Consider the following 13678-nt stretch of genomic DNA (forward strand, 5'->3'; position numbering starts at 1 on the left):
ATTTTGAAGGGCGGGACTGTGAATGAGTGAATGCGGGATTGATGCAGGGCAACTCCGCTTCTGATGTGGGAATGGTGTTTTTGTTGTGTGGGATTTTTCGCCGGAAGATTTTCCGAAATGCTCAGCCGGCCAGGCAACGCCTACAGTTCCACCGTATCTGTAAACGCTGGCTTGTCAGAAAAAGGGCCCTCGGGCCCGCCGTAACGTCAGCCGTCGACACACGCCAGAAACACCCGCGTCACCCGCCGCTCTTCGACCTTGAGGACAGTCATGCGCCAGCCCTGCCACTCATGGCTGTCACCGATCATCGGCAGGCGATCCAACAAGCTCACCACCAACCCGGCCAGGGTTTGATAGTCGTCGGTCGGTTGCGCGGCAAATCCGGTGCGTTGCCGCACCCGCGCCAGGTTCAAGGCGCCACTGACCACAAACCCGCCGTTGTCCTCGATCACATCCGGGCCTTCGATCTCACTCGCATCGGGCAACTCGCCGGCAATCGATTCCAGAATGTCGGTCATGGTCAGCACGCCGACGAAATCCCCGAATTCATTGACCACAAAAGCGATGTGGGTCGATGCCTTGCGCATCTGCTCCAGGGCATTGAGGATCGAATAGCTGTCGAGCACATTGATGGTCTGGCGCGCCAGGTGCGCAAGATCAGGCTCGTTACCGGCCAGGTACTCCTTCAGCAGTTCCTTTTTGTGCACGAAGCCCAACGGCTCATCCACTGCACCGTCACGAATCAACGGCAGACGCGAGTAGGACGAATGCATCAACCTTGTACGAATGGCCTCGGCATCATCGTCCAGGTCGATATGATCGACGTCGGCGCGCACGGTCATCAGGGTACGAATCGGCCGTTCAGCCAGTTGCAACACGCCACTGATCATCACCCGCTCGCGACGGTCGAACAGTTCTTCAGTCGGCGCTTCGCCGTTGTCCAACAGGTCGGCAATGTCTTCGCCGACCTCCTCCACGGCCAACTTGCGACCGCCCAGCAAGCGCATCACCGCGTGAGCCGTGCGTTCGCGCATCGGTCGCAGGCCCTGCATCGAACGCTTGCGGCGAGCCCGGGCAATCTGGTTGAACACCTCGATCAGGATCGAGAAACCGATGGCCGCGTACAGGTAGCCCTTGGGAATGTGGAAGCCCAGGCCTTCGGCGGTCAGCGCAAAACCGATCATCATCAAGAAGCCCAGACACAGCATGATCACCGTCGGATGCGCATTGACGAAACGGGTCAGCGGCTTGCTCGCGACGATCATCAGGCCGATGGAAATGATCACCGCGATCATCATCACCGCCAGCTCATCGACCATGCCCACTGCGGTAATCACCGCATCGAGGGAGAAAACGGCATCGAGCACCACGATTTGCGCCACGATCGGCCAGAACAAGGCGTAGGCCGTGTTGGACGAGCGCTGGCCGACATGCCCTTCGAGGCGTTCGTGCAACTCCATGGTGGCCTTGAACAACAGGAACACACCGCCAAACAACATGATCAGGTCACGGCCGGAGAAGCTCTTGTCGAACACCTCGAACAGCGGTTGGGTCAGGGTGACCAGCCAGGAAATGCTGGCGAGCAGGCCCAGACGCATCAACAACGCCAGGGACAGACCAATGATTCGCGCACGGTCGCGCTGCTCAGGCGGCAACTTGTCGGCGAGAATCGCGATAAACACCAGGTTGTCGATGCCCAGCACCAGCTCCAGCACAATCAGCGTCAACAAGCCCAGCCATGCGGTGGGGTCAGCTATCCATTCCATATAAACGTCTCGATCTCGTCAGTGAATTCAGATTGCCGGGCACGGCAAGGCGCGGCGCAGAGGCCGGGAAACTGCAAGGACAAGGACGTTTGGGTGCCGGAATAACGGGGGCTTGGCGTGCGTCAAGAACGCGCGTTGGTGCGAAGGGAAAGGGTAACCGGGAGGCTCCGTGAGGGTGTTCATGTAAGTCCTGAATGGAAAAAAGGACTTGGATCGTACAGTTGATCGGGATAATTCCTACAGCCGAAAATCATTTCAAAATCTGTAGAAGATAGGACAGCAGGCTGTGCGGGGACGCCATCGCGAGCAAGCTCGCGCCCACAAAATGCGCGAAAACCTCTGGCAGCAAGTTGCCCGCGAAGTTTCCTGCGAGTCAGCCGTTCTTCACCCGCTCAATGTAGCGAACCACCGCCGGTGATTTCTCAAACCGCCGATGGATCAACGCCAGCCACGACGATGCACTGCAATCCTTGATGGGCCGATACACCACGTTTGGCAAGCTGACATGGCCGACCACCGACTCCGGTACCACCGCCACCCCCTGCCCCAGGGACACCAGCGCGATCACCGCCACCAGCCCACCCGGCTGCGCCCCCAGCTTCGGCACAAAATCGCCCTGAGCGGCCACCTGCAAGGTGCCAACGACTTGTTCGGGGAGGATAAAGTTTTCATTCTGCAAGTGCGCCGAATTGATGACCGTCAGGCGGTTGAGCCACGAGTCCGCCGGCAACGCCAGCACAAAACCTTCGTCGCTCAGGCGTACGCCTTCGATGCCATCGGGCAAGGACAGTGGACAGCGGATGTAGCCCAGGTCGAAGCGCCCCTCAAGAATCATGTTCGGCAAGCTGGCCATGGGGCTTTCACGCACATTGAGGCTGACATCCGGGTATTGGCCGGCAAAACCCTGCACCTGCTTTTGCAGCAGCCCCGAATACACCGCCGAAGCAACATAACCGAGTTCGATGTGCCCGATGTCGCCACGGCCGGCACGCTGGGCATTGCGCTGGGCCGCCTCAAATTGCCGCACCGTGGCTTCGGCCTCGATCACCAGCGCTGCGCCCGCTTCGGTCAGGCTGACGTCCCGTGCCTGGCGCAAAAACAGACGCGCGCCCAGTTCGGCTTCCATGTCCTGGATCTGCCGGGTCAAGGTCGGCGGCGCGATCCCCAATTGCTCGGCGGCTCGGGTGAAGTTGCGGTGCCGGGCGACCGCGAGGAAATAGCGGAAATGACGAATGTCCATCGGTGCATTAGCTCAAAGGTAATGAAGTGACGAGGTACGCCTAACAAAGGTTCCGTATACCGGCGATAAGCTGCACGAAACCTCACAGTAGAGAACCCATGCCATGTCCGTCAAACCCAGGGCGAGCAAGCAACTGACCTTACTTACCGCGTCGGCCGTGTGTTCGCTGATCGTGCTCGACACCAACATCGTCGCCGTTACCTTGCCCAGCATCGCCCGGGATCTGGGGGCCAATTTCGCAGACATCGAATGGGTGGTCAGCGCCTACATGCTGGCCTTCGCCGCCTTGCTGCTACCCGCTGGCAGCTTGGCCGACCGCTTTGGCCGGCAGAAAACCCTGATCTGGGGCCTGGGCATTTTCATTCTCGCGTCCCTCGGTTGCGGCGCGGCGCCAAACGCGTTGTTCCTCGACATCGCCCGGGCCATCAAAGGCGTCGGCGCCGCGTTATTGCTGACCTCGGCGCTCGCCTCGATCGGCCACACCTTCCACGATGAAGTGGAACGGGCCAAAGCCTGGGCGTTCTGGGGTGGCTGCATGGGCGTGGCCATGACTGCGGCGCCGACCCTGGGCGGGTTGATTACCGAATATGTCGGTTGGCGCTGGATTTTCTACCTCAACCTGCCCGTCGGCCTGTTCCTGATGTTCATGGTCTGGCGTGCAGTCCCGGAATCCCGTGACGCTCAGGCTGCGCGCCTCGACCCATGGGGCAGCCTCGCCTTCAGCGCAAGCTTGCTGTGCCTGATCTGGGGCCTGATCGAAGCCAGCCGGATCGGCTGGAACAGCCCCCTCACCTACACCCGCCTGTTGGGCGGTGCACTGTTAATGGGCCTGTTTGTGCTGATCGAGCGCCTGCAACAGCGGCCGATGATCGACCTGCAACTGTTCAGGCATCCGCGCTTCATCGGCGCCCTGCTCGGCATGTTCGCCTACGCCGCGTGCGCCCAAGTGATGATGACCCTGCTGCCGTTTTACCTGCAGAACGGCTTGGGCTTCAGCGCCATTTCCGCGGGGCTGGGCATGTTGCCGTTTGCCGTGACCATGTTGATCTTCCCGCGCCTCGGCGCGCGCCTGGCCGGACGTGTGACCCCGGCGAACATGATGGCCATCGGTCTGACGCTGGTGGGCAGCGGCAACCTGCTCAGCGCCTGGGCGGTCAACAGCGGCGGCTACCTGCCCTTCGCCCTGGCGATCGCCGTGACCGGTGCCGGCGCCGGGTTGCTCAATGGCGATACGCAGAAAAACATCATGGCCTGCGTGCCGCGCGAGCGCACCGGCATGGCCTCGGGCATGAGCACCACCATGCGTTTCAGTGCGGTGATGCTGGCCATCGGCGTGTATGGTGCGCTGCTTTCCGGGCATAGCGAACGGCTGCTGCACGACAGCCTCTCGGCACAGGGCGGCCAGTGGCTCGAGCAAACCCAGGGCGTCGCCTCGCGGGTGGTGGCCGGTGACATGCCGGCGGCGATGAGCCTGTTGCCACAAGCCGCGCGGCCGGTGGTGGAACCACTGGCGCGACAGGCGTTCGTGGGCGGTTTCAGCCTGTTGCTGTGGGTCGCCGGCCTGGCGGGATTATTGGGCGCAGGGGTTGTGGGAACGCTGATGCGCAAGCCGATTCCAGCGCAGCGCTCAGCCTTGGTGCTTGAATGACACCCGGCGTGCAGGCCTGTGAGGAAGGGTGAGCCTGCCGAATTCGTCTTTGAATGTGCAGTCCGACGATGAGGGAAGCCTGGGCACCGCGCATCTCAGCCGGGAAGCAATCCGTCGATATGCCGATAATCAGCCTGCAACTGCGCCGCCAGGACCCTGCTGCGCCCGAGGCGAATCGGCCCGCGCTCGATGTCGATCACCAGTCCCGGACAATCGAGCGAGGGCAACGTCGGCCAGTCCTTCAAGCGGCCATCGGTCACCACCAGAAACCGTTGTTGCTCTGCCGGGAAGCGCTTGTGCCGCGCTCCCAGCCAGCGCCCCGCTTCACTCAACGCCGCCAGCAACGGCGTGCCTCCGCCGGCACCGAGCCCATCGAGCCAGTGACGCAAACCGCTGGACGCCTTCAACCCTTGCACCTGCCACTTCGGCTGCGTTCCGCTGGCGGTCAGCAAGGCCAGGCGCGCGCGTTGGCGGTAAGCATCGTCGAACAGCTGCGCCAGCAAGCCCTTGGCATCACTCAAGGCGTGATGGCGACGCGTGGATGCCGACGCATCGACGATCACCAGCCACAGCTCATGGGCTGAACGGGTACGCAGGTGGAACAACAGGTCATCGCGCTGACGTGGCCGGCCGTTCAGCAACGTGCCGGGCCAATTGATCGATCCGTCGCGCGCGGCGTGACGCTTGCCCTGTTTGCCGTGATCGAGGCGCCCTGCGAGGGGTCTGGCATTCGCCCCCGCGTCAGAGCGAGGGCGAATGCCTAGGGCTTTTTTGGCCAGCTCGGCACTTCACGACGAGCCCCGACCGGCAGCGCCTGAGCGGGCATTTCGCCCCACTGCCCCTGGCCTTCGCCGGCGTTTGGCTGTTGACCGGCGTGGGACTGTTGCTGTTGGGGTGCCGGTGGCACTTGCTCGCGACGGCGATGGCGCAACGCGAATTCGGCGACCGCATCGATATCTTCCACAGCGATGGCACGCGCCCCGCGCCAGGCAGCATGGGCCCGCGCCGCCCGCAACCAGACCAGGTCGGCGCGCAACCCGTCGACGCCGGCGGCAAAACAACGCTCGGTAATCTGCGCCAAGGCGTCATCGTCGAGGGCAATGCTGGCCAATGTGCTGCGCGCCTGCTGGCAACGCTCGCGCAGGGACTGCTGCCGGCTCTCCCACTGGGCACAGAAGCCGTGCGGATCGGTGTCGAAGTCCAGGCGCCGCCGGATGATTTGCCCGCGCTCGGCCGGCACAGTATGGCCACCGAGGGCAACGTTCAAGCCAAAACGATCGAGCAGTTGTGGGCGCAGCTCGCCCTCTTCCGGGTTCATGGTGCCGATCAACACGAACTTCGCCGAATGCCGGTGGGAAATCCCGTCGCGCTCGACCAGGTTGGTGCCGCTGGCGGCCACGTCGAGCAGCAGATCGACGAGGTGATCGGGCAGCAGATTCACTTCATCGACGTAGAGCACGCCACCGTCGGCCTTGGCCAGCACGCCCGGGGAAAATTGCGCGCGACCTTCGCTCAATGCGGCGTCGAGATCGAGCGTGCCCACCAGGCGCTCTTCAGTGGCGCCCAAAGGCAAGGTGACGAATTGACCGCTGGCCAACAGGTCCGCCAGGCCTCGGGCCAGGGTCGACTTGGCCATGCCGCGCGGACCTTCAATCAACACACCGCCGATCTTCGGGTCGATGGCGGTCAGGCATAGCGCGAGTTTCAAATCGTCGGCGCCGACCACGGCGGAGAGCGGGAAATGGGGGGTATCGGTCATTGTTCAATCTCGGTCATGGTCGGTGATTTCACAAACATCTTGATCCCTGTGGGAGCGAGCCTTCTCGCGAAAGCGCTGTGTCAGTGGCTATTGATGTGACTGACGCGCCATCGCGAGCAAGCTCGCTCCCACAGGGTCGGCGGTGTATTAACTGTCTTCTTCTATATCCAGCAACAGATTCTCCAGCGCCTCGCGATACGCGCCCGGCTCTTTCCACATGCCCCGCTGTTGTGCTTCGAGCATGCGTTCGGTCATGTCGCGCAAGGCATGGGGATTGTGCTCGCGGACGAAGTCACGGGTATTGGCGTCGAGCAAATACGCATCCGCCAGCAGCGCGTATTGATGATCGTCGATCAACTGGGTGGTGGCGTCGAAGGCGAACAGATTGTCGACCGTCGCGGCCATTTCGAACGCGCCTTTGTAGCCGTGACGTTTGACGCCTTCGAGCCACTTCGGATTGGCCGCCCGGGAGCGGATGACCCGGTTCAGTTCTTCCTTGAGCGTGCGGATTCTGGGCAGGTCCGGCTGGCTATGGTCGCCGTGATAACTGGCCGCCGTTGCACCACTGAGGCTTTCCACGGCGGCCAACATGCCACCCTGGAACTGGTAATAGTCGTTAGAGTCGAGCAGATCGTGCTCGCGGTTGTCCTGGTTTTGCAGCACCGCTTGCACCTGGCTCAGGCGCTGGGCGAACTGCTCGCGGGCAGCGGTGCCTTCGTCGGAACCGCCGTAGGCGTAGCCACCCCAGTTCAGATACACCTCGGCCAGATCCTCGCGACTCTGCCACAGGCGACCGTCAATGGCACCCTGCACGCCCGCGCCATACGCGCCGGGCTTGGCACCGAAGATGCGCCAACCCGCCTGGCGTCTGGCCGCGTCTTCGTCCAGTCCCGATTGCAACAATGCTTCACGCTCGGCGCGAACCTTGGCCGCCAGCGGATTGAGATCATCCGGCTCGTCCAGTGCGGCAACCGCTTGCACGGCGGCGTCGAACAGGCGGATCAGATTGGCGAAGGCATCGCGGAAGAAACCCGAGACGCGCAACGTCACGTCGACGCGGGGGCGGTCGAGCAAACTCAGCGGCAGGATTTCGAAGTCGTCGACCCGCTGGCTACCGGTCGCCCACACCGGACGCACGCCCATCAGCGCCATGGCCTGGGCGATGTCGTCGCCACCGGTACGCATGGTCGCGGTGCCCCACACCGACAGACCGAGCTGGCGCAAGTGATCGCCATGGTCTTGCAGGTGACGCTCAAGGATCAGGTTGGCTGACTGGAAACCGATGCGCCATGCCGTGGTGGTCGGCAGGTTGCGCACGTCCACTGAATAGAAGTTGCGCCCGGTCGGCAACACATCCAGGCGCCCGCGACTCGGTGCACCGCTGGGGCCGGCCGGAACGAAGCGCCCGCTCAGGGCATCGAGCAGGCCGCGCATTTCGGCCGGGCCACAGGCGTCCAGGCGTGGTGCGACCACTTCGCGCAGGTTGTCGAGAATGGCTTGTACCTCGGTCCAACCGGCCTCCTGTAGGAGCGAGCCTGCTCGCGAGGGTGTGTCAGCCACCTTGATGTCAACTGACACACCCTCGCGAGCAGGCTCGCTCCTACAAGGGGCATCCAGCGCCTGCAAGATCAGTTGTGTGGCAAACAGTTCCAGGCGTTCGCGGGTGTCGCCGGTAATGCGCCAGGGTTCATCGCTGATCGACAACAACGCATGCGGACGCGGCCCGTTCCACGGCTCGGCCAGTGCACAATCCAGCGGATCGAACCCCAGTTCAAACGCTTTCGCCAGCGCCCTGAGCAGGCTTGATTGCGCGCCACGCCCATCGCCACGGGGAATGCGCAGCAGTGCGAGCAAGGTGTCGATGCGCAGGCGCCCGGTCGGTGACTCGCCGAAAACGTGCAGGCCATCGCGGATCTGCGACTCTTTCAAATCGCACAGGTAGGTGTCCAGACGCGGCAACCAGATCGCCGCGTCGGCATCGCTGTCGAGTGGCTCGTCCAGTTGCAGTTCGCGGTCGATGTGCGTGTCGCGCACCAGCTGCAGGATGTCGCGCTGCAACTCGCGGGCACGCCGAGGATCGAGCAGTTGCGCTTCGTAGTACTCATCCGCCAACAGTTCGAGATTGCGCAGCGGTCCGTAGGTTTCGGCGCGGGTCAGCGGCGGCATCAAGTGATCGATGATCACCGCTTGCGTGCGTCGTTTGGCCTGGGCGCCCTCGCCCGGATCGTTGACGATGAACGGATAGACATTCGGCAACGGCCCGAGCAGCGCGTCCGGCCAACAGTGTTCGGAGAGCCCGACACCCTTGCCCGGCAGCCATTCGAGGTTGCCATGCTTGCCGACGTGGATCACGCCGTGGGCGCCGTAGGTGTTGCGCAACCAGAAGTAAAACGCGAGATAACCATGGGGCGGCACCAGGTCCGGGTCGTGATACACCGCGCTCGGGTCCACCTGATAGCCCCGCGCCGGTTGAATGCCGACGAACGTCAGGCCGAAACGCAACCCGGCAATCATCATCCGCCCGGCGCGGCACATCGGATCGCTCTCGGGTGCACTCCAGCGTTGTAGCACTGCCTGGCGGTTGGCTTCGGGCAGCGCGTTGAACATCTGCAGGTAGTCGTCCATGGCCAGGCTTTGCTGGCACGGGCGCTGGTCGAGGGTATCGAGATCGTTGCTGACGCCGCCGAGCAGTTGCTGGATCAACGCCGTGCCGCTGTCCGGCAACGGCGCCGGCAATGGATAACCTTCGGCCTGCAATGCACGGAGGATATTCAGTGCCGCGGCCGGCGTATCCAGACCGACGCCATTGCCGATACGCCCGTCGCGGGTCGGGTAATTGGCGAGAATCAGCGCTATGCGTTTTTCGGCATTCGGCAGCCGCGCCAGATCAATCCAGCGCCGCGCCAGTTCGGCGACAAAGTCCATGCGTTCCGGTTGCGCGCGGTAGCAGACCACATCGGACTGACTGCGCTCACTGCGCCAGGCCAGATCCTTGAAGCTGATCGGTCGGCTGATGATCCGCCCGTCCAGTTCCGGCAGTGCGATATGCATCGCCAGATCACGCGGGCCGAGCCCTTGCTCGCTTGCTCGCCATCCCGGCTCGTTATCCTGGGCGCAAATTGCCTGGATCACCGGGATGTTGCGGCGAAAAGGACGCAAATGCGGAGCTTCAGGGCTCGATTGTGCGAAACCGGTGGTATTGAGAATCACCGAGGCGCAGACCTCGTCCAGCCAGTCCTCGACCACCGAAAGGCAGCCGGGCTCTTTTAGACTGGCCAGTGCGATGGGCAACGGGTTCAATCCCGCCGCCTGCAACCGCTGGCAGAAGACATCGATGAACGCGGTGTTCGCCGCCTGCAAGTGCGAGCGGTAGAACAGCACCGCCGCCACGGGTTGACCGGCCCGCCATTCGGCTTGCCAATCACTCAGTTGCGCGGGACTTTTGTGCGGGTGATAGATCGCGGTGCGTGGCAAGGCTTGCGGCTCGGACCAGGCGTAATCACGGCCCAGCCAGCGATTGGCCAGGCAGCGAAACAGGTCCAGCGCATTGCCCATGCCACCCTGACGCAGGAAGTGCCAGAGCCGGTCGCGTTCTTGCGCATTCACCGTGCTGAGGTCGCTCAGCTCCGGGTCGGGACGGTCATCGCCCGGCACCAGAATCAACTGCACCCCACGTTGGGAAAGCTCCACCAGCCGCTCGACGCCATAACGCCAATAGGCAATGCCGCCGTGCAGCGAGATCAGAATGACCTTGGCGTGGCGCAGCACTTCGTCGACGTACAAATCGACCGAAGCGTGATTCTGCACCTGCATCGGGTTGGCCAGGCGCACGCTCGGGTAATCGTCAGGCAACTGCTGGGCCGCTTCGGCGAGCAGCGCCAGGCTGGAATCGCCGCTGCACAGAATCACCAGCTCGGCGGGAGTTTGTCCAAGGTCGGCAATGTTGTCGTCCGACACGAAACCGCCGGGCTGGGTCCTGAGCAGGTGCATGACTTATACGCTGAGCGCGGCGCGCAATTGTGTTTCGAGCAGCGCGGCGTCCAGCGCCTGGCCGATCAACACCAGACGTGTGGTGCGCGCTTCATCGCTACCCCACTGACGGTCGAAGTGTTTGTCAAAACGAGTGCCCACGCCCTGGATCAAAAGGCGCATCGGTTTGTTCGGGATTGCCGCGAAGCCCTTGACCCGCAGGATGCTGTGCTCGACCACCAGTTGCGTCAGCGCGTCCATCAGCAAGCTCTCGTCAGAGGCTGGCAGTTCGATGGAGATGGAGTCGAAAGCGTCGTGATCGTGGTCGTCGTGATCATCATCGTCGTGGTGATGATCGTGATGGCTGTGGCGGCTATCGATATGTTCTTCGGAACCGGCGCCCAGGCCGATCAGAACGTCCAGTGGCAGGCGACCGCTGCTGGCTTCAATGACTTTCACCGCGGGCGGCAACTCTTCAGCGACTTCCAGGCGCACGCGGGCCAGGTCTTCCGGGCTGATCAGGTCAGCCTTGTTGAGGATCACCAGGTCGGCGCTGGACAACTGATCGGCGAACAGCTCGTGCAGCGGCGATTCGTGGTCCAGGTTCGGGTCAAGTTTGCGCTGGGCGTCTACCTGATCCGGGAACGCGGCGAAGGTGCCGGCGGCCACGGCCGGGCTATCGACCACGGTGATCACCGCGTCAACGGTGCAGGCGCTGCGGATTTCCGGCCACTGGAAGGCCTGGACCAGCGGCTTTGGCAGCGCCAGGCCGGAGGTTTCGATGAGGATATGGTCGAGATCGCCGCGACGGGCCACCAGTTCGCGCATCACCGGGAAGAACTCTTCCTGAACGGTGCAACACAGGCAGCCGTTGGCCAGTTCGTAGACGCGACCATTGGCTTCCTCTTCGGTACAGCCGATGGAGCACTGCTTGAGGATTTCACCGTCGATGCCCAGCTCGCCGAACTCGTTGACGATCACCGCGATGCGACGCCCTTGAGCGTTGTCGAGCATGTGCCGCAGCAAGGTGGTTTTGCCCGAGCCGAGGAAGCCGGTAACGATGGTGACGGGGAGTTTGGCCAGTGTTTTCATCGGATGCCCTTTGGCAAGGTGGCGGGCATACGGGACGAGTACCGGCAACGCTTGTGCGCCGGATGCGTTCGCCACCGGATCACCCCGCCCGGTTGTAGTGAGAATTTGTTCGAGGCAGGTCTCCTGGCTGACGGCGTGCCAGTCGCTTGACTGGCGTTGGCTGCGCCTTCCCGCGGGCTCAGGACCTGAGCGTGCAGTGGCGTGGCAGCGAACATCACCGTTCACAGTTGCGGGGGCAGCCGCGGCATCGACCGCGTTCCCTTCTTAGCTTCGGCAAACGCCGAAGAACCTCGAAAGCGCAAGGCTACGCATCGTCTTGGGGCGGGTCAATGTTCATGCTGAGTTCTACAGCACCTGAACGCCGTCATCGCGAGCAAGCTCGCTCCCGCAGGGATCGGGCTCTCTGAGAAAAATGCGGTCAAATGTGGGGGCGAGCTTGCTCGCGATTGAAGCAACTCGGCCCCGTGTTGAGAACACTTGCCAATTGACGCCCCACCTCTGCCCATGCTCTCCTACACCCCTTGTTACGGGTGCCCTTCACAGGGTGAAACGGGAAACCGGTGAATCATGTGCTTTACTCTAAAGCCATGTCAGTCCGGTGCTGCCCCCGCAACGGTAAGCGAGCGAAGCGTCAGATCCACTGTGCCAGTGCGGCATGGGAAGGTGATGCTTGCAGGTCAGGCGATAGCCAGCACCCCTCGTGAGCCCGGAGACCGGCCCGCAACACAAAGTGAACCTTACTATCACTGAATGACAAACCCGCGGTGGGCGGGCGCTGTTCGAACCTCTGCGCGCTCGCTCGTGCAGGGATTTGCATGCGCTCCCATTCCCCGCTGACAGAACTGAGGGATGCGCCATGTCGATCATCAGCAGCACCGGCCACAGCACCACTACCAGCAGCACCACAACCCTGACTCAACGCCTGACCGCCGCCGTGTGTGCGTCGATCCTCGGCGCGTGCCTGGTGTATTTCGCCGGTTTCTCGCACATCGAAGCCGTTCACAACGCTGCTCACGATACCCGTCACAGCGCTGCCTTCCCGTGCCATTGAGACCTGTCGACATGATCAAGCGTATCGCGCAAACCGCGGGGTTCACGGGGCTGTTGGCCGCCCTGCTGCTGACCCTGCTGCAAAGCTTCTGGGTCGCTCCGTTGATTTTGCAGGCCGAAACCTACGAAAAATCCGAACCCGCTGCTGTTGAAGTCCATGAACATGCCGCTGGCGTCGCCGCTCACACCCACGATGCCGAAGCCTGGGAGCCGGAAAACGGCTGGCAGCGCGTGTTGTCGACCACCGGCGGCAATCTGGTGGTGGCTGTCGGTTTCGCCCTGATGCTCGCCGGTCTGTACACCTTGCGCGCGCCGACCAAAACCTCTCAGGGATTGCTCTGGGGCCTGGCCGGTTACGCGACCTTCGTGCTCGCGCCGACCCTTGGCCTGCCACCGGAACTGCCAGGCACCGCCGCTGCCGATCTGGCGCAACGGCAGACCTGGTGGATTGGCACCGCCGCTTCAACCGCAGTCGGCATCGCGCTGATCGCGTTCAGCCGGCACTGGCTGATGAAAGTCCTCGGTGCAGCCATCATTGCCGTCCCCCATGTGATTGGCGCGCCGCAGCCGGACGTGCACTCGATGCTGGCACCGCAAGCACTGGAAACCCAATTCAAAATCGCTTCGCAGCTGACCAACGTCGCGTTCTGGCTGGCCCTGGGCCTGATCAGCGCCTGGCTGTTCCGCCGCAAGAGCGATGGCCAATACCACGCATGACCGATACCGGCACAGCGCCGACCCTGGTGGTCGGCCTGGGCTGCCAACGGGGCTGCCCCGTCACCACGTTACGGGCGTTGATCGATCAGGCGTTGCAAGCGCACCAGATCGAACTGCATCAGATCAAGGCCCTGGCCAGTATCGATTTGAAGCGAGATGAGCCGGCCCTTGTCGAACTGGCCGAGCAACTCGCGCTGCCACTGACGTATTTCAGCAGCGAACAGTTGGCCGGCTATGAGCCACAACTCAGCCATCATTCGCAGATCGCCTTCGAGCGAACCGGCTGCTACGGCATCGCGGAAAGTGCCGCCCTGGCCCTGACCGAACAGTTAACCCATTCGCCGGCCAAACTACTGATTAAGCGGCAAAAATATGCCCAGGCCACCTTCGCATTGGCCTGTTCGACGTAAAATCCTCGATAATCCGCGCTTTCGATC

General features: G+C 62.7%; 10 protein-coding genes and 2 riboswitches. Of the genes, 4 read left to right on the plus strand and 6 right to left on the minus strand.

Annotated features, from left to right (window positions below; all coding sequences use genetic code 11):
* Positions 1 to 206 precede the first annotated feature (206 nt).
* On the minus strand, positions 207 to 1766 hold the full coding sequence (locus GQ39_RS11135; RefSeq protein ID WP_047529750.1) for a TerC family protein: 1560 nt from the start codon (positions 1764 to 1766) through the stop codon (positions 207 to 209).
* A gap of 373 nt (positions 1767 to 2139) precedes the next feature.
* A complete protein-coding gene (locus GQ39_RS11140; protein ID WP_047529752.1) occupies positions 2140 to 3006 on the minus strand; it encodes a LysR family transcriptional regulator in 867 nt (288 codons plus the stop codon).
* 103 nt (positions 3007 to 3109) lie between these two features.
* Here GQ39_RS11140 and GQ39_RS11145 point away from each other — a divergent pair, with 103 nt between their 5' ends.
* A complete protein-coding gene (locus GQ39_RS11145; RefSeq protein ID WP_047529755.1) occupies positions 3110 to 4654 on the plus strand; it encodes an MFS transporter in 1545 nt (514 codons plus the stop codon).
* A 95-nt stretch (positions 4655 to 4749) separates the two neighbouring features.
* Here the strand turns inward: GQ39_RS11145 and GQ39_RS11150 are convergent, their stop codons facing one another.
* From GQ39_RS11150 to cobW, 4 genes are all read right to left on the minus strand, one after another.
* Entirely contained in the window at positions 4750 to 5412 is a 663-nt protein-coding gene (locus GQ39_RS11150; RefSeq protein ID WP_442961746.1) for a vWA domain-containing protein, read from the minus strand.
* A gap of 2 nt (positions 5413 to 5414) precedes the next feature.
* Positions 5415 to 6413: an ATP-binding protein gene (locus GQ39_RS11155; RefSeq protein ID WP_047529758.1), complete on the minus strand. Its 999-nt coding sequence runs from the start codon at positions 6411 to 6413 to the stop codon at positions 5415 to 5417.
* Positions 6414 to 6560: 147 nt separating this feature from the next.
* On the minus strand, positions 6561 to 10403 hold the full coding sequence (cobN, locus tag GQ39_RS11160) for a cobaltochelatase subunit CobN (RefSeq protein WP_047529760.1): 3843 nt from the start codon (positions 10401 to 10403) through the stop codon (positions 6561 to 6563).
* Positions 10404 to 10406: 3 nt separating this feature from the next.
* Positions 10407 to 11474 (minus strand): cobalamin biosynthesis protein CobW, encoded by a 1068-nt coding sequence (cobW, locus tag GQ39_RS11165; protein ID WP_047529762.1) that lies wholly within the window; start codon positions 11472 to 11474, stop codon positions 10407 to 10409.
* 96 nt (positions 11475 to 11570) lie between these two features.
* Positions 11571 to 11782: riboswitch (cobalamin riboswitch) on the minus strand.
* 203 nt (positions 11783 to 11985) lie between these two features.
* Positions 11986 to 12210, plus strand: a riboswitch (cobalamin riboswitch).
* Between the two features lie 120 nt (positions 12211 to 12330).
* Between cobW and GQ39_RS11170 the strand changes: the two genes are divergently transcribed.
* Genes GQ39_RS11170 through GQ39_RS11180 form a run of 3 tightly spaced genes read left to right on the plus strand, consistent with a single transcriptional unit; the run spans position 12331 to position 13651 of the window.
* Positions 12331 to 12525, plus strand: a complete 195-nt coding sequence (locus GQ39_RS11170; protein WP_047529763.1) for a CbtB domain-containing protein — start codon at positions 12331 to 12333, stop codon at positions 12523 to 12525.
* Between the two features lie 11 nt (positions 12526 to 12536).
* Positions 12537 to 13241: a CbtA family protein gene (locus tag GQ39_RS11175; protein WP_047529765.1), complete on the plus strand. Its 705-nt coding sequence runs from the start codon at positions 12537 to 12539 to the stop codon at positions 13239 to 13241.
* On the plus strand, positions 13238 to 13651 hold the full coding sequence (locus GQ39_RS11180; protein ID WP_047529767.1) for a cobalamin biosynthesis protein: 414 nt from the start codon (positions 13238 to 13240) through the stop codon (positions 13649 to 13651). Before GQ39_RS11175 ends, GQ39_RS11180 begins: the two co-directional genes overlap by 4 nt.
* The last annotated feature ends 27 nt before the right edge of the window (positions 13652 to 13678 follow it).

Source organism: Pseudomonas sp. 11/12A, assembly GCF_000800055.1.
Taxonomy (GTDB): Bacteria; Pseudomonadota; Gammaproteobacteria; order Pseudomonadales; family Pseudomonadaceae; genus Aquipseudomonas; species Aquipseudomonas mohnii.